Below are 20,501 nucleotides of genomic sequence, written 5' to 3'. Positions count from 1 at the left end.
CGTACGCCCGTCCGGTTACGCAAGCGTAGGCAAGCCCCTTAACCCGGGAAGGCCCTTCCGACCGGTAAAAACCGTGAAATGTTAACCGCGTCGTTATGCACTCGAGCGTGCTGAACGGCCGTACAGTTCCTTGGCCTGCGCCGGAGTGACGGTCACTGGATTCGTGGGAACCCCGGCTCGCATGTGCTCCTCGAGCAGGCGGCCGGTCATCTTGCCGATGAAGTTCTTGGCGACCTTCAGTTCGAGCCGGTCGTTCTTCAGTGCGGTCATCGCCAGTCGCACCGCGGGCGGGTAGGCCGCGTCGAGCAGGCCGGGCTGATCGAATCCGCCGGTCTCGCGCATCCACCCGGGCAGGGTGGCGATGGCGGCGGGTGCCACCAAACGGCTTCCGGCCCAGAGCTTCACGCCCTTCTCGGACGGGGTGAACAACAGGTAGCGCATGCCGCGGCGAGCGCGCTCGGAGGTGCACAGGCGCGGGCGCACCCGCTCGAAGTACTCGCGGACCTCCGCACGGGAGGTCGGCACGTCCTCGGGCTTGCAGGTCTGCAGCTCGGCGGCAATGACGCACTCCCGCCAGTACTGCGCCTCCTCCTCCGGGCTCAGCGGACCCGGGCCGTACATCTCGTAGCACTTGAGCACCGAATGCCAGCCGGTGACATGGATCCACAGCTGCGAGTCGGGATTGTTCGCGCTGTAGCGCTTTCCGCTGATCGGCTCGATGCCGGTGGCCTTGGCGTGCACCCGCATGAGGTGCTCGGACGCCTCGATCGCCATCCGGCTGTCGGCCACGGCCGCGATGAGGAAGTACGCGAAGGTGTGGTCGAGCCGCCCGCGCGGATCGCTGTAGATGCCGCCGACATCCGCGACGGCCGCGGTGAGATCCGGATCGAAGTGTTCGAGCGTGACCGCGCGCTGGAAACCGATCAGCGCGGTCGGCGCGGTCCAGACCTTCCAGGTCGGCGAACCGGGCCCGAAGAACCCGTAGTCGACCTCACGAATGGTGCGAGCCGGGGCGTCGAACTGCGGGCGCGCGGTCGTTTCGGTCATCGTTCTGCTCCTTTGCAGTCACTCCCCCGCCTCCCCGCGACTTCAGCGGGCGACTTGGGAGCCGTCGATGGTGGGCACCCGTGCCGGCGGTTGGGTGCCGAATAAATCTCGGGCGTACCCGGGGAGTTACCCCGGTCGTCGCCAAATCAGTTGTCCAGTCCCGAACGAACTCACCGGTTTCATTCACGACTGTAGCATTTGCGGATCCGGAGTGCCGGTGCACATCGGCGGTGGTCAGGGGTTCATTTCGTAGGCGCCCGCGAGGGCGGTGACCCACTCGAGCACGCGCTCGAAGCGAGCCGGGCCGGCGACCGGGCGGCGGACCAGGTCGAGGGCGCGGACCTGTTGGGCCTTGGTGGCGGTGGGCTTGGTGTGCAGGGTCAGGGCGTGCTTGGAGAACTCGCGGACGAAGAGGTCGAAGAGCTGGTCGAGCACGGCCTCGTCGGCGCCGGCGATGTCGGCCTGCTCGAGGATGAGCTGGGCGTACGGGAGCGCGGTGAACAGCTCGCCGAGGGCGAAGAGGAAGTCGACGTCCTCCTGCTGTGCGGCGGTCGGGGTAGCGGCGGCGAGCAGGGTCTGGAAGGCCAGGGCCTGTTCGGTGAAGACCGCGACATTCGGGATGTGCGCGAACTTCTCGAAGACCGGACGCCAGTCGGCGAAGCGGATCTTGCCCAGGCCGCTGCTGGGGCCCTGGCGGAACAGGAACTCGTCGTCGGCGCTGTCGCGGCGGGTCGGCACGGGAGCGTGTGCGGCACGGGCGAATTCGGACTTCAGCGCGGGCACGGCCCTGGCGGCCGGACCGGCGGTGCGGCGGCTGGTCCAGCTCAGCGCGCCGGAGACCGCGCGCACCGCGCCCTTGGGTGCGACGCCCGCGCCCGGCAGGTAGCGCAGCGCGGCCAGACCGGCGTCGGCGGGATGGAACATGAAGTTGGGCATGAACTTCAGCGACAGGGCCATGTTCACGTGGACCGTGCCCTCGAGGCGCGGCAGGCCGAACATGCCGACCATGGCCATGGGGAAGTACATGTCGTTCTCGAAGCCGCGGGCGGCGATGACATCGGCGAGGTCTTCGTACAGCTTCTGACCGTGGCGGGTGACCGACATCTTCTCGATGGCGTTGAACAGCAGGTAGCGACGGTCGTTCTCGTTGGCCGAGCGCATGTAGTCGATGGCCCGCTCGCTGTAGAGCTTCATGCCGATCAGACGCGCGTAGCTGTCCGCGAGCAGCGATTTCACCTGCGGGAACTCGGTCACGCGGTGCCCGAACAGCATTCGGCCGTGCGCGTGGGTGACGGCCTCGAACATGGCGTGCTCGCACGCGCCGACCGCGCCGAAGCCGAGGTTGAACTTGCCGACGTTGACCGTGTTCATGGCGGCGTCGAAGGCCGCGCGGCCGGTGTGCAGGATGTCGGATTCGGCGACCGGATACTCGTCGAGATCGAAGGCGGCGACATACATCTGGGAGTCGACCACGTTCTTGCGCAGCTTGTAGTTCTTGTGCCCGGAATCGGCGGCGAAGAACAGGTAGCCCGAGTACTCCTCGTCGGTCATCTTCCGCATGAAGTCCGAGGAGTCGATGATCGGCTTGTCGGCGCGGCGGCCGAAGACCGACACCATGCCCGCGAGATTGCCGTTGCCGATGTAGTGCTTGCCGCCCGACGCGGTGTAGCCGCCGCGCGGTTTCGGCTCGAGCACCATGCCGGTGGAGTAGATGTCCGCGCCGTGCTCCTTCTCCGACAGACCGAAGGCGAAGATCTCACCGGATTCCAGCAGCGCGGCCGCGCGGGCCTTGGCCTGCTGGTTGGCGCTCTGCCAGATCGGGCCCAGCCCCAGGATCGACACCTGCCACACGTACCAGTACTGCATGCCGTAGAAGCCGAGGATCTTGCTCATCATGGCGATGCGCGCGGTGTCCCAGCGCTTGTTCGGGTCCCCGCCCGCCTGCGCGGCCGGGGTCAGGAAGGTCGCGAAGACCCGTTCACGCTTGCAGAAGTCCAGAAAGTCCGCGTACCAGACCCGGTCCCGGCTCTCGGCCAGCAGCCGGGTCTTGCCGAAGGTCTCGAAGTAGTCGACGGTGGCGCGCAGCAGTCGCCGGGTCTCGGCGTCGAATTCGGTGAATTCGCAGGTCTTCGGGTTGAACAAGCTCTGGCTCATCGGGATTCAGACTCCTCCGGGTGATTTCCTTCGTGAATGTAGCATTATTATCCACCAATGTAGGAAATGATCTTGTGATGCCGCCCGACCTGCCGTTCCCCGCTCCGGACACACTGCTATCGTCGGTGCGCATGGGCACCGATTCGGCGACACGACCACGCCAGCGCGCGCGGCATCTGGGTCCCGAACGTCGCCGCCCGCAAGTCCTCGACACCGCACTGGAGATCGCCGTCGCCGACGGCATCGCCGCGGTGACCATCGCCGCGGTCGCCGACCGCATGAAGGTGACCCGGCCCGTCGTCTACGCCTGCTTCACCGACCGGGTGGAACTGCTGGAGGCGCTGATCCACCGCGAGGAGGAGTACCTGGTCGCGGGCGTCCTCGAGGTGCTGCCCCGCCGCCGGGTGGAGGCCGACGAGGCGGTGTTCGTGGAGGGCTTCCGCGCCCTGCTGCACACCGTGTCCCGGCGCCCCGACAGCTGGCGGCTGCTCTACGGCAATCCCGATCCGGCCGTGGCGGATTCGTTCGGCAAGGGCCGGCTGCTCGCGGTGGAACGCTGCACCCGGCGATTGCGGCCGACCCTGAAGGCGTGGGGCACCGAGGACGCCGAGCGCAAACTCTCCGCACTGGTCGAACTGTGGGTCTCCGCGGGCGAGGGCGCGGTCCGGACCCTGCTCACCGACCCGGGCGACTGGACCCCGGACACGTTGGGCGAGTTCGTCGGAGCGGCCGTGTACCGCGCGCTCCGCAACGCCTGAGAACACGATCAGGCACGCCCGAGCACACCTTCGCGAACCGAGGCCGCACCCGCAATCCGATGGCTACGATGGGAAAGGGACCATCGGTCAATGCGGGAGGCCGCGATGACGTTCTATCGGCAAGTTGGTTCGGTGCCGCCCAAGCGGCACACCCAACATCGAGACGAGCAGGGTCGGCTCTATTACGAAGAGCTGATGGGAGAAGAGGGCTTCTCCGGCGATTCCTCGCTGCTCTATCACCGGGGAATGCCTCCGGCCATTGTGGATTCGTCGGTGTGGGTGCTGCCCGAGCAGCGGCTGTACCCGAATCACCCACTGCGGCACCGGCATTTGAAGCTGCATGAACTGTTCCTGGGCGACAAGCCCGCCGAGAGCGATGTGGTGACCGGGCGGCGGCTGCTGCTGGGCAATGCCGACGTGCGCATCTCCTATGTGGCGGCGCTGCGGGAATCGGCGCTGTACCGCAACGCGATCGGCGACGAGCTGGTCTACATCGAATCCGGTTCGGGGCGAGTGGAAACCGTCTTCGGGTCGCTGCCGGTACGGCAGGGCCTGCAGGTCCTGCTGCCGCGCGCCACCACCCACCGCTGGATCCCGGACGGGCCCGAACCCCTGCGCGCCTATGTGATCGAGGGTTCCGGCCACATCACACCGCCCAAGCGGTACCTGTCGAAATACGGTCAGTTCCTGGAGCATTCGCCCTACTGCGAGCGAGACCTGCACGGGCCGACCGAACCGGTGAGCGCCACGGGCGAGAATGTCGAGGTGCTGGTCAAACACCGTCCGGCGGGTGAGATCGTGGGCACCAGCATGGTTTACGCCACCCACCCGTTCGACGTGGTGGGCTGGGACGGCTGCCTGTATCCGTTCACCTTCGATATCGCCGACTTCGAGCCGATCACCGGCCGCGTGCACCAGCCGCCGCCGGCGCATCAGGCCTTCGAGGGGCAGAACTTCGTGATCTGCAATTTCGTGCCGCGCAAGGTGGACTACCACCCGCTCTCGATTCCAGTGCCCTACTACCACTCCAATGTGGACTCCGACGAGATCATGTTCTATTGCGGCGGAGACTACGAGGCGCGCAAGGGATCCGGTATCGGGCAGGGGTCGGTGTCGGTGCATCCGGGCGGGTACGCGCACGGGCCGCAGCCGGGGGCCTACGAGCGCAGCATCGGCAAGGAGTTCTTCGACGAGCTCGCGGTCATGGTGGACACGTTCCACCCGCTGCAGCTGGGTGAGGGCGCGATGGCGTGCGAAGACCCCGGCTACGCGTGGACCTGGTCGGGCCGTGGTCCGAGTCAGTGGATTTGAGTGGATGGGTTGGTGACGGGGAAGGTGAGCGGGGAGATGAGCAGCCGGGTGCGTATCGAGGTTCCCGAGGGTTCGGGTTTCGGTCCGGAGCACCTGCCGTACTGCGTGTTCCGGCCCCTGGGCGAGGAGCCCCGGGTGGGTGCGCGGCTGGGTGATTCGATCATCGATCTGGCGGTGGCGCTGGACGATCCGATGTTCCATCAGCCCAGCCTGAACGCCTTCATGACCCAGGGTCCGAGCTGCTGGCGGGAGGTGCGCGAGCGGGTGCACGCGGCCGCCGAATCGGAGCTGCCCGCGGCGGCGGTGCACGAGGTGCGCGCCGTGCGGCTGGATCTGCCGGTGGAGATCGGCGATTACGTCGACTTCTACGCCAGTCTCGATCACGCCACCGCCCTGGGACGCATGCTGCGGCCCAACTCCGAACCCCTGCTGCCGAATTGGCGGCACCTGCCGGTCGGGTATCACGGGCGGGCGGGCACGGTGGTGGTCTCGGGCACCGATATCGTCCGGCCGCACGGGCAGCGCAAGACCGATTCGGGCACACCGGATTTCGGGCCCAGCCGGCGCATGGACATCGAGGCGGAGCTGGGTTTCATCGTGGGCGCCGGTTCGGAGCTCGGCAAGCCCGTCGAGACCGGCGAGTTCGCCGAGCACGTCTTCGGGGTGGCGCTGGTGAACGACTGGTCGGCGCGCGATATCCAGGCGTGGGAGGGGCAACCGCTGGGCCCGTTCCTGGGCAAGTCCTTCGCAACCACCCTGTCGGCGTGGGTGACTCCGCTCGACGCACTGGCCGAGGCGCGCATCCCGCTGCCGCCGCAGCATCCCGAGCCGCTTCCCTACCTGCGCGACAGTGCGGCGTGGGGACTCGACATCGACCTGGCGGTCGAATGGAACGGACAGGTCGTGTCGAAACCGCCCTTCCGGCGCATGTACTGGTCTCCCGCGCAGATGCTCGCGCACATGACGGTGAACGGGGCCTCGACGCGCACCGGCGACCTGTTCGCGTCCGGCACCATTTCCGGCGCGGATCGCGCGGAGCGCGGGTCACTCATGGAATTGAGCTGGGGCGGAACCGAACCGATCGAGCTGAACGGGGTGCAGCGCACCTTCCTCAACGACGGCGACGAGGTGACGATCACGGCGACCGCGCCCGCGATCGGGGGTGGCCGCCTGACACTGGGCGAGGTGCGCGGCCGCGTCGTCAAGGCCAACTAGCCCTTATCCCCAATCTTCGTCTCGCCGCAGCTACTGCTGCGGCGAGACCACAATCAGTCTTTATAGCCATGTGCTATGTCCATGAGCAGTATCACCCTACCTACCGGTAGGTTAGGAACGCTACCGTTCCGAATGTCTGAAGACTTCGGAGGGTGGCGTCATGTTGACCAGTCTTGCCCGGTTCGCCATGGCACGCCCGCGCGCGGTCCTGGTGGCCGCGCTGCTGCTGATGCTCGTCTGCGGCGGCTTCGGGGCCACCGCGAAATCGCACATGGTCGGTGGCGGATACCTGACCGACTCGCTGGAGTCGGTGCGCGCCAACGACTTCATCACGAAGAACTTCCCCGGCGGCAATCCCAACCTCATCGTCATGGTGAGCGGCGAGGGCGGCGTCAACAGCCCCGACGTGCGGGCCGAGGCGCAGCGCATCACCGATGAACTGCGCGGCAACCCGAATGTGACCGGCGTGCAGTCCTATTGGAGCAACCTCACCACCCGCTCCGACCTGGCCGGTGCGCTGAAGAGCAAGGACGGCAAGCGCGGGCTCATCATGGCCACGGTCACCGGCACCGACACCGACGTCCAGAACCGGGCCGCCGACCTGTCCAACGAGTTCAACGGCGACCACGACGGGGTGCAGGTGCGGGTCGGCGGCATGGCCGGCACCTTCGCCGATATCAACCACCAGGTCGAGAAGGATCTGGTGCTGGCCGAGGCCATCGCGGTGCCGGTGTCGGGGCTGCTGCTGGTGCTGGTGTTCGGCAGCGTGATCGCGGCGGCGCTGCCGATCGGTGTGGGACTGTTCGCTATCGCCGCGACGCTGGGCATTCTGCGCGGGCTCACCACGGTCATGGAGGTGTCGATCTTCGCGCTGAACATGACCAGCGCGCTGGGTCTGGCCCTGGCCATCGACTACAGCCTGTTCATCGTCAGCCGCTACCGCGAAGAGCTGGCCAACGGCCGCGATACCCGATCCGCCATCCTGCGGTCGGTGCAGACGGCCGGGCGCACGGTGGTCTTCTCCGGGCTGACCGTGGCGCTGGCGCTCGCCGCGCTGGCGGTGTTCCCGCAGCCGTTCTTCAAGTCCTTCGCCTATGCCGGTGTCGCGGTCGTGGCGGCGGCGGTCGGCGCGTCGGTCCTGCTGCTGCCCGCCGCGCTGATCCTGCTCGGCGATCGTGTGAATGCCTGGGATCTGCGGAAACCGCTGCGCCGCCTGCTCGGTCGCGGCGAGACCGCACCGAAGCGGCCCGAGGACACCTTCTGGTATCGCCTGGTCGCCTGGGTGATGCGGCGCGCGCTGCCGGTCGCGGTGGTCGCGACGGCGGTCCTGCTCGCGCTCGGATCCCCGTTCCTGAAGGCGCATTTCGGGACTCCCGACGATCGGGTGATCGGCACGTTCGCCTCCAGCAGGCAGGTCGGTGACACGCTGCGCCAGGACTTCGATGCCAATATGGCCGCCAGCGCGGTCCTGGTACTGCCCGGATTCCACGGTGACGCCAAGGAGATCGGTGCGTACGCCAAGGATCTGGCTGCGGTGTCGGGGGTCGCGGCGGTGCTGTCGAGCGACGGCGTGTACGCCGTGCCGCCCGGGGCTGCCGAGGTCAAGAAGGTGGCGGCCGGTATCCCGCAGATGGCCGGATCGAACGGGACCTACCTCTCCGTCGGCACCACGGTCGCGCCCTACTCCCCCGAGGGCAAGCGGCAGCTCGCGGCCCTGCGGGCGGTGCCCGCACCGGGCAGCGTGCTCTTCGGCGGCGCGGCCGCCCTGAACGAGGACACCATGGATTCGGTCATCAGCCGGATTCCCTTGGCGGCCGGGCTGATCGCGATCATCACCCTGATCCTGCTGTTCCTGTTCACCGGCAGCGTGGTGCTCCCGGTGAAGGCGCTGCTGCTGAACATGCTCTCGCTCACCGCCACCTTCGGCGCGATGATCTGGATCTTCGAGCAGGGCCACCTGTCCGGCCCGCTGGGTTTCACCTCGACCGGCAGCATCGACCTGTTCATGCCGATCCTCATGTTCTGCCTGGCCTTCGGCATGTCCATGGACTACGAAGTCTTCCTGCTGTCCCGGATTCGCGAGGAGTGGCTGGCCTCCGACCGCGGCCGGGACGCGAATACCCGCTCGGTCGCCCTCGGCGTGGCCCGCACCGGCCGGATCTTCACCGCCGCCGCGGGCCTGATGGCCGTGGTCCTGCTGGCGGTGGCCACCTCCGAGGTCGCGCCCATGAAACTGTTCGGCATCGGCCTGGCCCTGGCGGTGGTCTCCGACGCCACCATCATCCGCGGCCTGCTGGCCCCGGCCCTCATGCGCCTGATGTCCACCGGCAACTGGTGGGCCCCGAAACCGCTTGCGGCGCTGCACAAGCGGATCGGGTTCGAGGAATCACCGGCGGTAGCCGACGGCGACGGCAGCGGCGGCGAGCAGAACCAGGCCGCCGATGACGCCGAGGCCGATTCCCATGCCGTCGGCGAAGGCCGCCGGATGGCGGGCGCCGTCCCCCGCGGGTGAGGCCATAAGGGTACCGATGACCGCGAGACCGCCCGCGGCTGGAATCCGCGGTCCCAGGCGGGCTTCCAGCCGCACCGCGTAGCGCGGCACCAGGATCATGCCGATGGTGAGCGGCACGATGGCCATACCCGCGGCGGCCGCCGAGAAACCCTTGACGTACTGCAGGTATCGGGAATTCACGAAGAACAGCGCGAACAGGCCGAAGAAGGTGGTCTCGGTGCCGAGCACCGCCGCCCGCAGCCGCCGCGACCGGAACACCCGCGGATCGATGAGCCGATGCGGTGAGCGCAGCGAATGCCACGCCAGCACCGCGATCAGCAGTGCGCCCGATGGCCGAACAGCTCGGCCTCACGGTCTTCGACCTCCCCGTCGAAACCCCGCCCCTCCCCTACGCATCGGCCTGGCACCCCGCAACGACGCCGAACCCGCCCACATCTCGCTCCGGGACATCATGCTGGCCGCCCGCCCCGCGGCTGAACCGGACCGTTCAGCGGATCGCGGCGCGGCCCGCGTCGACGATGGTGACGAAATGCTGGAGGTCGGCGACCAGGGTGTCGACGGAATCCGGTGCGCCGCCGTCGTCGTGGTGGTGCAGCCAGTCGGCGACGAGTTCGAACATGCCGCCGATCGTGGCCAGGGCCAGCGGAAGCAGGGCGGGGTCGTCGGGTGAACCGTCCTGCAGCCATTGGTGTTTCAGGAATTCGGCGGACCAGCGGCGGTTGACGCGGCGCTGGGCCTCGACGGCCGGGGAGATGCCGCCGGCCTCGCCGAAGGTGACCTTGGCCAGGCGGGGGTCGTCGGCGATGGCGTGGACGAAGGCGGCGACCACGGCGGCGCGGCGGGTGGGCCAGTCGCTGTCGGCGGTTTCGAGGGCGACCTCGGTGACGCGTTGCTGGATTCCGGTACTGATCTGTACCAGCAGCGCGGTGTAGCAGGCTTCCTTGCTCTCGAAGTGGTCGTAGAAGCCCTTGGTGCCGACGTAGGCGTGCTGGCAGATCTGCTCGATCGAGGTCAATGAATAGCTTTGGCGGGCAAAGAGTTCGGTGGCGGCGGTGAGGAGCTGACGGCGGCGCTGGGCGCTGCGCTCGTCGGCGTCGAGGCCGCGGATGCGACGCCGCACGGGGGTCCGGTCGGTCGGCGCGGCGGGGGTGCTGCGGGACATGCCTAGACGATAGCCAAGCAGTTTTCAGAAAGACATCTTGTTGGTAAGTGGATGCCGTGTTGTAATCGCTGTCACGTCGATGAGGAAGGGAACAGAGACGTGGCAATCAAAGGGGATCGCCGAAGGCGGGGTAGGCGGCTGCTCGCGGCCGCACTCGCGACGGCGCTGACGGCCGGGATGGCCGTGCTACTAGGGGGCGTCACCACGGGAACGGCGGCCGCGCAACCGCTTCCACTGAACGCCGATCCGTTCTACCAAGCGCCCGACGGATTCGAATCCGCTGATCCGGGCACCATTCTGCGCAGCCGCGAGGTGCAGCTGGCGGTGCTCACCGTGCTGCCGGTGCACGTGCGGTCGTGGCAGCTGCTCTACCGCACCACCGATCTGTTCGGGCAGCCCACGGTCGCGGCCACCACGGTGGCGATTCCCGAGGGGGCCAACACTTCTCACACCCGTCCGCTGGTCTCGCACCAGTTCTTCTACGACAGCACCTCACCCAACTGCGCACCCTCCTACATCCTGCAGCAGGGCGGCGGGCTGCCCGCGCTGGAAGGCATCCACTCCACGGTCGAGTACCTGGAGCTCGCGGGCTCGATCAGCCAGGGCTATGCCGTCAATGTCCCGGACTACGAGGGCCTGAACGGGCATCTCGCGGTCGCCAAGGAGCCCGGCTACATGATTCTCGACAGCGTGCGCGCCGCCGAGAGCTTCCAGCCGCTGGGCCTGGACGGCGCGAATACACCGGTGGCACTGTGGGGTTACTCCGGCGGCGGCATGGGCAGCGGCTGGGCGGCGGAGATGCAGCCGAGTTACGCGCCGGAGCTGAACATCAAGGGCGTCGCCCTGGGCGCGCCGGTCTCGGATGTCGAATCACTGTTGCATGTCAACGGTTCCATGTTCGCCAGCCTCATCGGCGTCGGCATCGCCTCGCTGCGCAACGCCTATCCGAAGTTCGCGGAGACCACCGAGAAGTACCTCACGCCGGAGGGTCGCGCGATCATGGACCGCACCGCCAACCAGTGCCTGGTGCGCAATGTGCTGAACCTGATGTTCACCGACTACCAGCGGATGATGACCATCCCGATCGCGGACTATCTGGCACTGCCGGAGATCAAGGAGGTCTTCGATTCGACTGTGCTGGGCGGCAATCCGCCGACCGCGCCGACCATGGTCTACCAAGGCGTCTACGACGAGGCCGTGCCCTGGTACACCAACGACCGCATGGTTCAGCGGTGGTGCGACGGCGGCAGCTCGGTGTACTACAAACGCGATCACCTCAGTGAGCACCTGACGCTGACCACCCTCGGCATGGCCGACGCGTTCAACTGGATCAAGTCCCGGCTCGCCCCGGGCGCGGCGGATCCGGCCGGCTGCCGCACCGACGATGTCATCACCATGCTCGGCAGCGTGGATGCCCTCGCGACCCAGGTCGAGATCGAGTTGAACGCCGCCTTCGGCGCGCTCGGCTGGCCCATCGGACCGCAGGAGCACTGAGTAGAGCGAACCATCGTTCACTGAACCGGACCGGATCGTATATTCCGCGGTCCCGGGTCGTTGGCGGCCCGGGACCGGGTATGGTCGGCGGGAAAGTACGTATGCCAACGGGGGCTCGCACCAGCGGGCTGAGAGGACGGCTAGTGGGCCGTCGACCGTATGAACCTGACCGGGTAATGCCGGCGTAGGGAGGATTCAAATGTCCAGTCGTGTGTCCAATGGCGCCTCCGCCGCGCCCGTCGACTCTGTGACAACCGGTCCGATCGAGGGCAGCGTCAAGCACTACGAGCAGGTCGAGGCCGACGGCACGACCCTGAACGTCCCGGTGCGGCGCATCAACCTCACCAACGGCGAGCACTTCGACGTGTACGACACCTCGGGTCCGTACACCGATGACACCGCCACCATCGACCTCGAGGCCGGGCTGCCCAAGCTGCGCGACAGCTGGGACAAGCCGCAGGTCGACGGCCCGCCGACCCAGCTCAACTGGGCTCGCCAGGGCATCGTCACCAAGGAGATGGCCTACATCGCGGCGCGCGAGGGCGTCGCGCCCGAGCTGGTCCGCGACGAGGTCGCCGCCGGTCGCGCGGTCATCCCCGCCAACCACAAGCATCCCGAGTCCGAGCCGATGATCATCGGCAAGAAGTTCGCCGTGAAGATCAACGCGAACATCGGCAACTCGGCCGTGAGCTCCTCCATCGCCGAGGAGGTCGAGAAGATGGTGTGGGCCACCCGCTGGGGCGCCGACACCATCATGGATCTCTCCACCGGCAAGAACATTCACGAGACCCGCGAGTGGATCCTGCGCAATTCGCCGGTCCCGGTCGGCACCGTGCCGATCTATCAGGCCCTCGAGAAGGTGAACGGCGATCCCACCAAGCTGACCTGGGAGATCTACCGCGACACCGTGATCGAGCAGGCCGAGCAGGGCGTCGACTACATGACGGTGCACGCGGGCGTGCTGCTGCGCTACGTGCCGCTGGCCGCCAAGCGCGTCACCGGCATCGTGTCCCGCGGCGGTTCGATCATGGCCGCGTGGTGCCTGGCGCATCACCAGGAATCGTTCCTGTACACCAACTTCGCCGAGCTGTGCGAGATTCTCGCGAAGTACGACATCACCTTCTCCCTTGGTGACGGCCTGCGCCCGGGTTCCATCGCGGACGCGAACGACGAGGCCCAGTTCGCCGAGCTGCGCACCCTGGGCGAGCTCACCAAGATCGCGAAATCCTATGGCGTGCAGGTCATGATCGAGGGCCCCGGCCACGTGCCGATGCACAAGATCGTGGAGAACGTGCGGCTGGAGGAGGAGCTCTGCGAGGAGGCTCCGTTCTACACCCTCGGCCCGCTGGCCACCGATATCGCGCCCGCCTACGACCACATCACCTCGGCCATCGGCGCGGCCATCATCGCCCAGGCCGGCACCGCCATGCTGTGCTACGTGACGCCGAAGGAGCACCTGGGCCTGCCCAACCGCGACGACGTGAAGGTCGGCGTGATCACCTACAAGATCGCCGCCCACTCCGCCGACCTGGCCAAGCAGCACCCGCGCGCGCAGGACCGCGACAACGCGCTGTCCAAGGCGCGCTTCGAGTTCCGCTGGACCGACCAGTTCAACCTCTCGCTGGACCCCGACACCGCGCGCGAGTACCACGACGAGACCATGCCGGCCGAGCCCGCCAAGACCGCGCACTTCTGCTCCATGTGCGGTCCGAAGTTCTGCTCCATGCGCATCTCGCAGGACGTGCGCGACTACGCCGAGAAGCACGGCCTCACCGACGTGAACGCCATCGAGGCGGGCATGGCGGAGAAGTCCGCCGAGTTCGCCGACGCGGGCAACAAGGTGTACCTGCCGGTCGTGTAGGACGAATCGAATTCGGGGCGGATGGCTTTCGGGCCGTCCGCCCCGATTTCTGTTCTACCCGAGGGTTTTCAGGGCCGGTTGGAGATCTGCTGGACCGCCCAGCTGTTGCCGTCCGGGTCGTCGAAGAAGAGGAAACCCGCGTTGTTCAGCGGGTCGCCCTCGGTGACCGGGCCGGGCAGGATCTGGATGTCGCTGACGGCGACACCGCGCTCGACGAGTTCGGCGTGCGCACGCTTCAGGTCGTTCACGACCAGTTGCAGGCCCTTCAGGTAGCCGGGTTCCATCTTCGGGACCACGCCCTCGCCGATGACGATGGAGCAGCCGGAGCCCGGCGGGGTGAGCTGACAGATGCGCATGCCGTCGCCGGGCTGGACATCGTGGTCGACGTGGAAGCCGAGTTGGTTGGCGTAGAAATCCTTGGCGCGGTCGACGTCGGTGACGGGGACGACGATCACTTCGAGAGTCCAGTTCATGGCGAATCCTTCCGAGTTGGGTGTTCCTCCGGAAGTCGGAGCCGGGTCGCGGAAATCATCATGGTTCAGGGTGCGGGAACCAATGTGTTCTCCGATTGCCTCCCGGCCAGGTAGTCCTCGACATTGCGGACCGTGGTCTCGACTATCTGTCCGACGGCGGTGGAGGTGAAGTACGCCTGGTGCGAGGTGACCAGGACGTTCGGGATCGTCATGAGGCGGGCCAGGGTGTCGTCGGCGATCCCGGTGACCGAGCGGTCGAAGAAGAACAGGCCGGTCTCCTCCTCGTAGACGTCCAGGCCCACCCCGCCGAGCTTTCCGGTGCGCAGCGTCTCGACCAGCGCGTTGGCGTCGACCAGGCCGCCGCGGCTGCTGTTGATCAGCAGCGCACCGGGTTTCATGAGATCCAGCGCCTTGGCGTCGATCAGGTGATAGGTGGCGGGGAGCAGCGGCACGTGCAGTGACACGATGTCGGATTCGGCGAGCAGGGCCTCGAGATCGGTGTAGGTCATCCCCAATTCGTCTCGGCAGTAGGGGTTCTCGGCCACGTCCCAGCCCAGCAGCCGGGTTCCGAAACCGTGCGCGATCCGCGCGAAACATTCGCCGATCTTCCCGGTGCCGACCACCCCGATGGTCATGCCGTGGATGTCGCGACCCATTAATCCGTCCAGCCGGAAATCGAATTCGCGGGTCCGGTGCGCGGCGCGGATGATGCGCCGGTTCACCGCCATGGCGAGCGTCCACGCGAATTCGGCCACCGCGTACGGCGAGTAGTACGAGACCCGGGCCACGGTCAGTTCGAGCTCGGCCGCCACGTCCAGATCGATATTGTTGAAACCCGTTGAGCGCTGCGCGATCATGCGCGTGCCGCCCGCGGCGAGCGTGCGCAGGACCTCGGCATCCAGCTGTGCGTTGACACTCGTGCTGACGACCTCGTATCCCGCCGCCAGGGGCGCGGTGTTCCGGTTCAGGAACTCCTCGAGCATCCGGAGGCCGTGCCGCCCGTCGAGAGCCGTACGCAGCATGGGTTTCTCATCGGCCTGCACGCCGTAGGCGAGGATCTCCATGCCGATACGCTATCGCCGCAGGACATTTGCCCCGGTATTCAGGGGCAACGATCCGATCACTTGCCGCGCGGCTGCCGACTATTTGCCGCGCGGCTGCCAGCGCCCCGCGAACTCCCCCGGGGCGGGCGGCGGGCCCGGCAGCTCCCCCGGAGCCGCCAGACCGTCGATGAGCAGTGCGAGCACCCGGCGGCGCAGTTGCGCGGTGCGCTCGGGGTCGGGCAGCGAAATGGCCGAGCATGCCTCGAGCACCAGACCGAGGTCGGCGACGGTGACCCCGTCCCGCAACCGGCCGGACTCCCGGGCCCGGCGGATGAGTTCCTCGTTGGCCTCGGCCGAGCGCATCACCTCGGGCAGGATCGAGTCGTCTGGAGTGAAGGTGCCGGCCAGATGCACGGTCAGCGAGTGCACGTCGGCGTCGACGACCCGTTCCAGGAAGCCGGTCAGCGCGGCCCAGCCGTCGGAATCCGCCAGCGCCGCTTCGGCTTCGGCGTTGTAGCGGCGCAATCCGTCGTAGCAGAGGGTGCGCAGCAGCTCCTCCTTGCTCGGATAGCGCCGATACAGCGCGCTGATTCCTACTCCGGCGCGCTCGGCGACCGCCGAGATCGGGGCCTTGGGTTCGGCGAGGAACACGTCTCGCGCGGCGGCCAAGATGAGCTCGTCATTGCGGGCGGCCTGCGCCTTGCGGCCGGGCAGGGCGCGCTGAGCTGTGGGTTCGGCGGTCTTGGACATGAACCGAGATTACCACTTGAACGGAATAATCCGTTCCGCTATGGTTGAAACAGAACGAAGCATTCCGTTCCACCAAGGAGAGAATGATGAACGCCCAGCCCACCACCGCCATCCGCCCCTTCCGCATCGATGTCCCCCAGGCCCAGCTGGACGAGCTCTCCGCACGGCTGCGCAACGCCCTGTACCCGAACGAGCTGCCGGGCGTGGGCGACGCGTACGGCGTCACCGCGGACCGGGTGCGCGGGCTGGCCGACTACTGGCTGAACGAATTCGATTGGCGGGCACTGGAGTCCGAGCTCAACGCCTACCCGCAGTTCACCACCGAGATCGAGGGTGAGGACATCCACTTCCTGCACGTGCGCTCCCCGCGCGAGGATGCCGTCCCGGCCGTCCTGATCCACGGATGGCCCGGCTCGATCCTCGAATACCTGGACGTCATCGAGCCGCTGACCAATCCGGCCGACGCCGCGTCCCCGGCCTTCCACCTGGTCATCCCCTCGCTGCCCGGCTTCGGCTTCTCCGGCCCGACCCGCAGCACCGGCTGGGGCACCCGCCGCACCGCCCGTGCCTTCGTGGAGTTGATGGTCCGGCTCGGCTACGAGCGCTTCGGCGCGATCGGCAATGACGCGGGCTCGATGGTCGCGCCGGAGATGGCCCGCATCGCACCGGACCGGCTGCTGGGAATGCATGTGACACAGCTGTTCTCGTTCCCCTCCGGCGATCCGGCCGAGATGGCGGACCTGCCGGAGGAGGACCTGGCGGCGCTGGGGCACCTGCAGTGGTTCATGGACAACAAGTTCTCGTTCAACACCCTGCACAGCCAGCAGCCGCAGACCCTGGCCTTCGCGATCTCGGATTCTCCGATCGGCCTGCTGGGCTGGAACTCTCAACTCATGGGCGAGAGCCTGGACGCCGAGTTCATCGTCGGCAATACGGCGATCTACTGGCTGACCGGCACCGCCGCCTCGTCCATCCGGTTCTACTGGGAGGACGCCCACGACACCGAGCGCACGCCCGGCCCGACCACCGTGCCGACCGCGCTGTGCATGTTCAAGGGCGATTTCCAGTCGATGCGCCGCTTCGCCGACCGGGATCACAAGAACATCGTGAGCTGGCACGCCCATGACGTCAGGTCGATGCACTCGACCAGCGCCAATGACGCGGCCGGTCACTACGCCGCCCACGAGGCGCCCGAGGTGTTGCTCGCGGATATTCGCCAGTTCTTCGCTCGATTGGCCTGATCGATCCCCGATGGCCCGCGTTCCGGCTCGGAACGCGGGCCATTCGCATGCCTGGACCCTCCCGCATGTTCGCGAGACGCACGGCGATGTTCGCCGGCGGCCCGGATTGATGTACTGAATTCACCTTCGAGACAACGAATTACACGAGGTGAGAGCCATGAAGGTAGCCATTTTCGGAGCCACCGGCACCGTCGGTCGCCATGTCGTCGCCCGCGCCCTCGCGGCCGGGCATCAGGTCACCGCGCTGACCCGCGACCCCGCGAACATCGCCGCCCCGCACGAGCGGCTGCGGGTCGAGGTCGGCGATGTCATGGACCCGGCCGCCGTGGAGCGCACGGTCGCCGGCCAGGACGCGGTGATCGTCGTGCTGGGCGCGGGCCGCAAGGGCGTGGTCCGCGCCGAGGGCACCCGCCTCGTGATCGAGGCGATGGACCGCACCGGCGTCAAACGCCTGATCTGCCAATCCTCCCTGGGCGTCGGCGACAGCCGCGGCAACCTGAACTTCGTCTGGAAGTACGTCATGTTCGGCATGCTGCTGCGCCAGGCCTACGCCGACCACGTCCAGCAGGAGCAGTACGTCGTCGCCAGCGACCTGGACTGGACCATCGTCCGCCCCAGCGCCTTCACCGACGGCCCCGCCACCGGCACCTACCGCCGCGGCTTCCCCGCCACCGAAACCGCCCTGTCCCTGAAGATCTCGCGCGCCGACCTCGCCAACTTCCTCGTCGACCAACTCACCGACACCACCTACCTCCAACGCACCCCCGGCATCTCCAACTGACAACGCCGAGTGGCACATCCTGGAGGAGATTTGTCCGAAATCCCCTCCAGGATGCGCCACTCGGCGATCGGTTTATCAGGCGTGCAGGGCGGCGGTCACCTTTCGGGTCATGTCGTCGACGACGGGGCTGGGGGCGACGGTCGCGGCGGCTTCCACGGCGACGAGGATGGCGGCGCGGAAGCTGTCGGCCTCGGCGGGGTCCTGCTGCTCGAGCAGGCCCGCCGCGGTGGCGAGGGCGGGCAGCACCTGGTCGGCGAGATCGGCGACGGTGTTGCCGGACAGGTGGATGTCCTTGGACTTGGCGTTCAGCACGTGGCCGATCCGACCGGTCGCGGAGGTGAGGGCCCGGGAGCCCGCGGTGGCGGCCTTGTTGGGCTTGGGGGACGCGGCGGCGAGCAGCGAGACGGCACCGTAGGCGGCGGAGCGGATGGTGGACTTGTCCCGGTCGGTCAGGTTCAGGGTGGCGGACATTGCGTACTCCTTCGAAAACTGTTGTGGCAGTCCCGGATCCGGTGATCCAGGTCTGTTTTGTTCGATGGACATACTTTGTCCGCCACCGCTGACACCGCACTGACGCCGAGCTGACAAGATCGCTGACACGCCTTTACGCGTGTTCGTGGGTGGCATCCCAGGTGGGGAAGGGGTCGGGGTAGGTGCGCCATTCCCGCTGGCCCGCAGTCAATTCGGCATCGGTCAGCAGTGCGGATGTCAGGAGATCACGCACGTGCGGGCGGTCGAGCTTGATGCCGATGAAGACGATTTCCTGGCCCGGCTCCATATCCAGGGCGTCCCAGTGCGCCCCCGGTTCGAAGGTGAGATTGGGCCCGGCCTGGGACCAGATGGCGGCCAGGTCGGGGCGGCTGGCCAGCCAGAAGAAGCCCTTGCTGCGCAGCAGCCGATGCAGTTGGGCCAGTGCGGATTCCAGGCGTTCGGGGTGGAAGGGGCGGTCGGCGGTGAACCGCAGGCTGCTGATGCCGTATTCCTCGGTTTCGGGGGTGTGGACGCCCGCGAGTTCGTCGTCCCAGCCGTCGAATTGGGCCGCGAGGTCGGGGTCGTAGCGGCCGGTGTCCAGGACCTCGGCGAGATCGACCACGCCGTGGGCGGCGTGCACCACGCGCGCGCCGGGATTCAATCGGCGGATCGTGGCCTCCACCGTCCCGAGGGCCTTCGCGCTCACCAGGTCGGTCTTGTTGAGCACCAGCACGTTCGCGAACTCGACCTGATCGATGAGCAGGTCGGCGATGGTGCGCGCATCGCCCTCTCCCGCTTGCAGATTCCGTTCGGCCAGGGCCTGCCCCCGGACCACTTCCGCCAGGAAAGTGGAGGAGTCCACGACGGTCACCATGGTGTCCAGCCGCGCCAGGTCGCCGAGCCGGAAGCCGTTCTCGAATTCCCACTCGAAGGTGGCCGCCACCGGCATGGGTTCGGAGATGCCGGTGGATTCGATGACCAGGTAGTCGAAGCGGCCCTCCCGCGCCAGCTTTCCCACCGACTCGAGCAGGTCGTCGCGCAGCGTGCAGCAGATGCAGCCGTTGGTCAGCTCGACCAGCCGCTCCTCGGTCCGGTCGAGGTGGCCCTGGCCCTCGACCAGAGCGGCATCGATATTGATCTCGCTCATGTCGTTCACGATGACCGCCACCCGGCGGCCCTCCCGGTTGGCCAGGATGTGGTTGAGCAGGGTCGTCTTCCCCGCGCCGAGGAAGCCGGAGAGCACGGTAACTGGCAGCGGTTTCTGAGTCGGGTCGGAAGTCATGCAGTTAATGATAACGGTTTTCAATTAGGGCGGGCGTCGGGGCGCGATTCCGGACCACTAGGGTCTGTGACGTGGAACTCCTACCCCTCGCCCCGAATGGCGCCACCCCGGTTCGCGCGCTCACCATCGCGGGCACCGACTCCGGCGGCGGCGCGGGCATTCAGGCCGACTCCCGCACCATGGCGATGTGCGGCGTGCACGCCTGCGTGGCCGTGGCCGCGGTGACCGTGCAGAACACCCTGGGCGTCAGCGGTTTCCACGAGATCCCGCCGCAGATCGTGGCCGACCAGGTGCGAACCGTGGTGGGCGACATCGGCATCGGCGCGGCCAAGACCGGCATGCTGGCCTCCACCGCCATCATCGAGTCGGTCGCGGGCGTCTGCCGCGAGGTCGGCATCGGCCGCGACGGCGACATCCCGCTGGTCGTGGATCCGGTCGCGGCCTCCATGCACGGCGACGCCCTGCTGCACGCCGAGGCCCTGGAGGCGGTGCGCCACACCCTGATTCCGCTGGCCACCGTGGTCACCCCCAACCTCGACGAGGTCCGGCTCATCACCGGCATCGACGTCGTCGACGACGGCTCGGCCCGCAAGGCCGCCGAGGCCCTGATCGCGCTGGGCCCGCGCTGGGCCATCGTCAAGGGCGGCCACCTGCGCACCTCCGAGCAGTCCACCGACCTGCTCTTCGACGGCGACACCTTCCACGAACTGCCGGCCAAACGCCTGAACACCGGCAACGACCACGGCGGCGGCGACACCCTGGCCGCGGCCATCTGCTGCGCGCTGGCCCACGGCCATTCGGTCCCCGACGCCGTCGCCTTCGCCAAGGAGTGGACCTTCCGCTGTCTGGAGGCGTCCTACGACCTGGGCGCGGGACACGGACCGGTCTCGCCGTTGTGGCGGCTGCATCTCGGTCCGAGGTAACGCGGATCACGGTCTCCCAGGAA

17 protein-coding genes and 1 riboswitch are annotated in these 20,501 nt (G+C 67.6%); of the genes, 9 read left to right on the top strand and 8 right to left on the bottom strand.

All coding sequences use genetic code 11. From position 1 onward, the window contains the following. Nucleotides 1-93: 93 nt before the first annotated feature. Both GPX89_RS23795 and GPX89_RS23790 read right to left on the bottom strand, forming a co-directional pair. Entirely contained in the window at nucleotides 94-1,047 is a 954-nt protein-coding gene (locus tag GPX89_RS23795) for an oxygenase MpaB family protein (RefSeq protein WP_157389754.1), read from the bottom strand. 234 nt (nucleotides 1,048-1,281) lie between these two features. Then, nucleotides 1,282-3,201 carry an acyl-CoA dehydrogenase family protein gene (locus GPX89_RS23790; RefSeq protein ID WP_157389753.1) on the bottom strand — a complete coding sequence of 640 codons (1,920 nt, stop codon included), beginning with the start codon at nucleotides 3,199-3,201 and terminating at the stop codon, nucleotides 1,282-1,284. Between the two features lie 131 nt (nucleotides 3,202-3,332). On the opposite strand from GPX89_RS23790, the gene GPX89_RS23785 reads away from it, so the two are divergent. The 4 genes from GPX89_RS23785 (at nucleotide 3,333) to GPX89_RS23770 (ending at nucleotide 8,997) form a co-directional block, all read left to right on the top strand. Continuing rightward, nucleotides 3,333-3,959 carry a TetR/AcrR family transcriptional regulator gene (locus GPX89_RS23785; protein ID WP_157389752.1) on the top strand — a complete coding sequence of 209 codons (627 nt, stop codon included), beginning with the start codon at nucleotides 3,333-3,335 and terminating at the stop codon, nucleotides 3,957-3,959. 105 nt (nucleotides 3,960-4,064) lie between these two features. Then, nucleotides 4,065-5,270, top strand: coding sequence for a homogentisate 1,2-dioxygenase (locus GPX89_RS23780; protein ID WP_157389751.1), 1,206 nt, complete (start codon nucleotides 4,065-4,067; stop codon nucleotides 5,268-5,270). Between the two features lie 36 nt (nucleotides 5,271-5,306). Then, nucleotides 5,307-6,485, top strand: coding sequence for a fumarylacetoacetase (gene fahA, locus GPX89_RS23775; protein ID WP_157389750.1), 1,179 nt, complete (start codon nucleotides 5,307-5,309; stop codon nucleotides 6,483-6,485). A gap of 160 nt (nucleotides 6,486-6,645) precedes the next feature. Next, nucleotides 6,646-8,997, top strand: coding sequence for an MMPL family transporter (locus GPX89_RS23770; protein WP_157389749.1), 2,352 nt, complete (start codon nucleotides 6,646-6,648; stop codon nucleotides 8,995-8,997). A 487-nt stretch (nucleotides 8,998-9,484) separates the two neighbouring features. Here GPX89_RS23770 and GPX89_RS23765 read toward each other — a convergent pair whose 3' ends face one another. After that, nucleotides 9,485-10,159: a TetR/AcrR family transcriptional regulator gene (locus GPX89_RS23765; RefSeq protein WP_157389748.1), complete on the bottom strand. Its 675-nt coding sequence runs from the start codon at nucleotides 10,157-10,159 to the stop codon at nucleotides 9,485-9,487. Nucleotides 10,160-10,258: 99 nt separating this feature from the next. Here GPX89_RS23765 and GPX89_RS23760 point away from each other — a divergent pair, with 99 nt between their 5' ends. Both GPX89_RS23760 and thiC read left to right on the top strand, forming a co-directional pair. Next, nucleotides 10,259-11,653 carry a lipase family protein gene (locus tag GPX89_RS23760; protein WP_157389747.1) on the top strand — a complete coding sequence of 465 codons (1,395 nt, stop codon included), beginning with the start codon at nucleotides 10,259-10,261 and terminating at the stop codon, nucleotides 11,651-11,653. Between the two features lie 97 nt (nucleotides 11,654-11,750). Further along, nucleotides 11,751-11,861, top strand: a riboswitch (TPP riboswitch). After that, on the top strand, nucleotides 11,853-13,514 hold the full coding sequence (thiC, locus tag GPX89_RS23755; RefSeq protein ID WP_157389746.1) for a phosphomethylpyrimidine synthase ThiC: 1,662 nt from the start codon (nucleotides 11,853-11,855) through the stop codon (nucleotides 13,512-13,514). Its footprint overlaps the riboswitch before it by 9 nt. Nucleotides 13,515-13,582: 68 nt before the next feature. Here the strand turns inward: thiC and GPX89_RS23750 are convergent, their stop codons facing one another. The 3 genes from GPX89_RS23750 to GPX89_RS23740 form a co-directional block, all read right to left on the bottom strand. Next, a complete protein-coding gene (locus GPX89_RS23750; RefSeq protein ID WP_157389745.1) occupies nucleotides 13,583-13,987 on the bottom strand; it encodes a VOC family protein in 405 nt (134 codons plus the stop codon). A 65-nt stretch (nucleotides 13,988-14,052) separates the two neighbouring features. Beyond that, nucleotides 14,053-15,051 (bottom strand): 2-hydroxyacid dehydrogenase, encoded by a 999-nt coding sequence (locus GPX89_RS23745; RefSeq protein ID WP_157389744.1) that lies wholly within the window; start codon nucleotides 15,049-15,051, stop codon nucleotides 14,053-14,055. A 78-nt stretch (nucleotides 15,052-15,129) separates the two neighbouring features. After that, the gene (locus GPX89_RS23740; RefSeq protein WP_157389743.1) at nucleotides 15,130-15,780 is read right to left on the bottom strand and encodes a TetR/AcrR family transcriptional regulator; all 651 of its coding nucleotides are present in this window, start codon (nucleotides 15,778-15,780) and stop codon (nucleotides 15,130-15,132) included. Between the two features lie 86 nt (nucleotides 15,781-15,866). Here GPX89_RS23740 and GPX89_RS23735 point away from each other — a divergent pair, with 86 nt between their 5' ends. Both GPX89_RS23735 and GPX89_RS23730 read left to right on the top strand, forming a co-directional pair. Beyond that, on the top strand, nucleotides 15,867-17,021 hold the full coding sequence (locus GPX89_RS23735; protein WP_198347551.1) for an epoxide hydrolase family protein: 1,155 nt from the start codon (nucleotides 15,867-15,869) through the stop codon (nucleotides 17,019-17,021). Nucleotides 17,022-17,178: 157 nt separating this feature from the next. Next, nucleotides 17,179-17,802 carry an NAD(P)-dependent oxidoreductase gene (locus tag GPX89_RS23730; protein ID WP_157389741.1) on the top strand — a complete coding sequence of 208 codons (624 nt, stop codon included), beginning with the start codon at nucleotides 17,179-17,181 and terminating at the stop codon, nucleotides 17,800-17,802. A gap of 75 nt (nucleotides 17,803-17,877) precedes the next feature. On the opposite strand, the gene GPX89_RS45535 is transcribed toward GPX89_RS23730, so the two are convergent. Together GPX89_RS45535 and GPX89_RS23720 are read right to left on the bottom strand one after the other, a co-directional pair. After that, entirely contained in the window at nucleotides 17,878-18,273 is a 396-nt protein-coding gene (locus GPX89_RS45535; protein ID WP_157389740.1) for a hypothetical protein, read from the bottom strand. 133 nt (nucleotides 18,274-18,406) lie between these two features. Continuing rightward, the gene (locus GPX89_RS23720; RefSeq protein WP_157389739.1) at nucleotides 18,407-19,555 is read right to left on the bottom strand and encodes a GTP-binding protein; all 1,149 of its coding nucleotides are present in this window, start codon (nucleotides 19,553-19,555) and stop codon (nucleotides 18,407-18,409) included. 71 nt (nucleotides 19,556-19,626) lie between these two features. Between GPX89_RS23720 and thiD the strand changes: the two genes are divergently transcribed. Then, entirely contained in the window at nucleotides 19,627-20,478 is an 852-nt protein-coding gene (gene thiD, locus GPX89_RS23715; protein WP_328602224.1) for a bifunctional hydroxymethylpyrimidine kinase/phosphomethylpyrimidine kinase, read from the top strand. Nucleotides 20,479-20,501 lie beyond the last annotated feature (23 nt).

Source organism: Nocardia terrae, from assembly GCF_009760405.1.
GTDB classification, from domain to species: domain Bacteria; phylum Actinomycetota; class Actinomycetes; order Mycobacteriales; family Mycobacteriaceae; genus Nocardia; species Nocardia terrae.
This window is presented reverse-complemented; position numbering and strand designations above follow the sequence as displayed.

Bases quoted from the DNA above. Each gene is read 5' to 3' on its own strand.
- GPX89_RS23770 (WP_157389749.1), top strand. From the start codon at position 6,646: ATGTTGACCAGTCTTGCCCGGTTCGCCATGGCACGCCCGCGCGCGGTC.
- GPX89_RS23790 (WP_157389753.1), bottom strand. From the start codon at position 3,201: ATGAGCCAGAGCTTGTTCAACCCGAAGACCTGCGAATTCACCGAATTC.
- GPX89_RS23745 (WP_157389744.1), bottom strand. From the start codon at position 15,051: ATGGAGATCCTCGCCTACGGCGTGCAGGCCGATGAGAAACCCATGCTG.
- GPX89_RS23720 (WP_157389739.1), bottom strand. From the start codon at position 19,555: ATGACTTCCGACCCGACTCAGAAACCGCTGCCAGTTACCGTGCTCTCC.
- thiC (WP_157389746.1), top strand. From the start codon at position 11,853: ATGTCCAGTCGTGTGTCCAATGGCGCCTCCGCCGCGCCCGTCGACTCT.
- GPX89_RS23730 (WP_157389741.1), top strand. From the start codon at position 17,179: ATGAAGGTAGCCATTTTCGGAGCCACCGGCACCGTCGGTCGCCATGTC.
- GPX89_RS23750 (WP_157389745.1), bottom strand. From the start codon at position 13,987: ATGAACTGGACTCTCGAAGTGATCGTCGTCCCCGTCACCGACGTCGAC.
- fahA (WP_157389750.1), top strand. From the start codon at position 5,307: ATGAGCAGCCGGGTGCGTATCGAGGTTCCCGAGGGTTCGGGTTTCGGT.
- GPX89_RS23765 (WP_157389748.1), bottom strand. From the start codon at position 10,159: ATGTCCCGCAGCACCCCCGCCGCGCCGACCGACCGGACCCCCGTGCGG.
- GPX89_RS23785 (WP_157389752.1), top strand. From the start codon at position 3,333: ATGGGCACCGATTCGGCGACACGACCACGCCAGCGCGCGCGGCATCTG.
- GPX89_RS23735 (WP_198347551.1), top strand. From the start codon at position 15,867: ATGAACGCCCAGCCCACCACCGCCATCCGCCCCTTCCGCATCGATGTC.
- GPX89_RS23740 (WP_157389743.1), bottom strand. From the start codon at position 15,780: ATGTCCAAGACCGCCGAACCCACAGCTCAGCGCGCCCTGCCCGGCCGC.
- GPX89_RS23795 (WP_157389754.1), bottom strand. From the start codon at position 1,047: ATGACCGAAACGACCGCGCGCCCGCAGTTCGACGCCCCGGCTCGCACC.
- GPX89_RS23780 (WP_157389751.1), top strand. From the start codon at position 4,065: ATGACGTTCTATCGGCAAGTTGGTTCGGTGCCGCCCAAGCGGCACACC.
- GPX89_RS45535 (WP_157389740.1), bottom strand. From the start codon at position 18,273: ATGTCCGCCACCCTGAACCTGACCGACCGGGACAAGTCCACCATCCGC.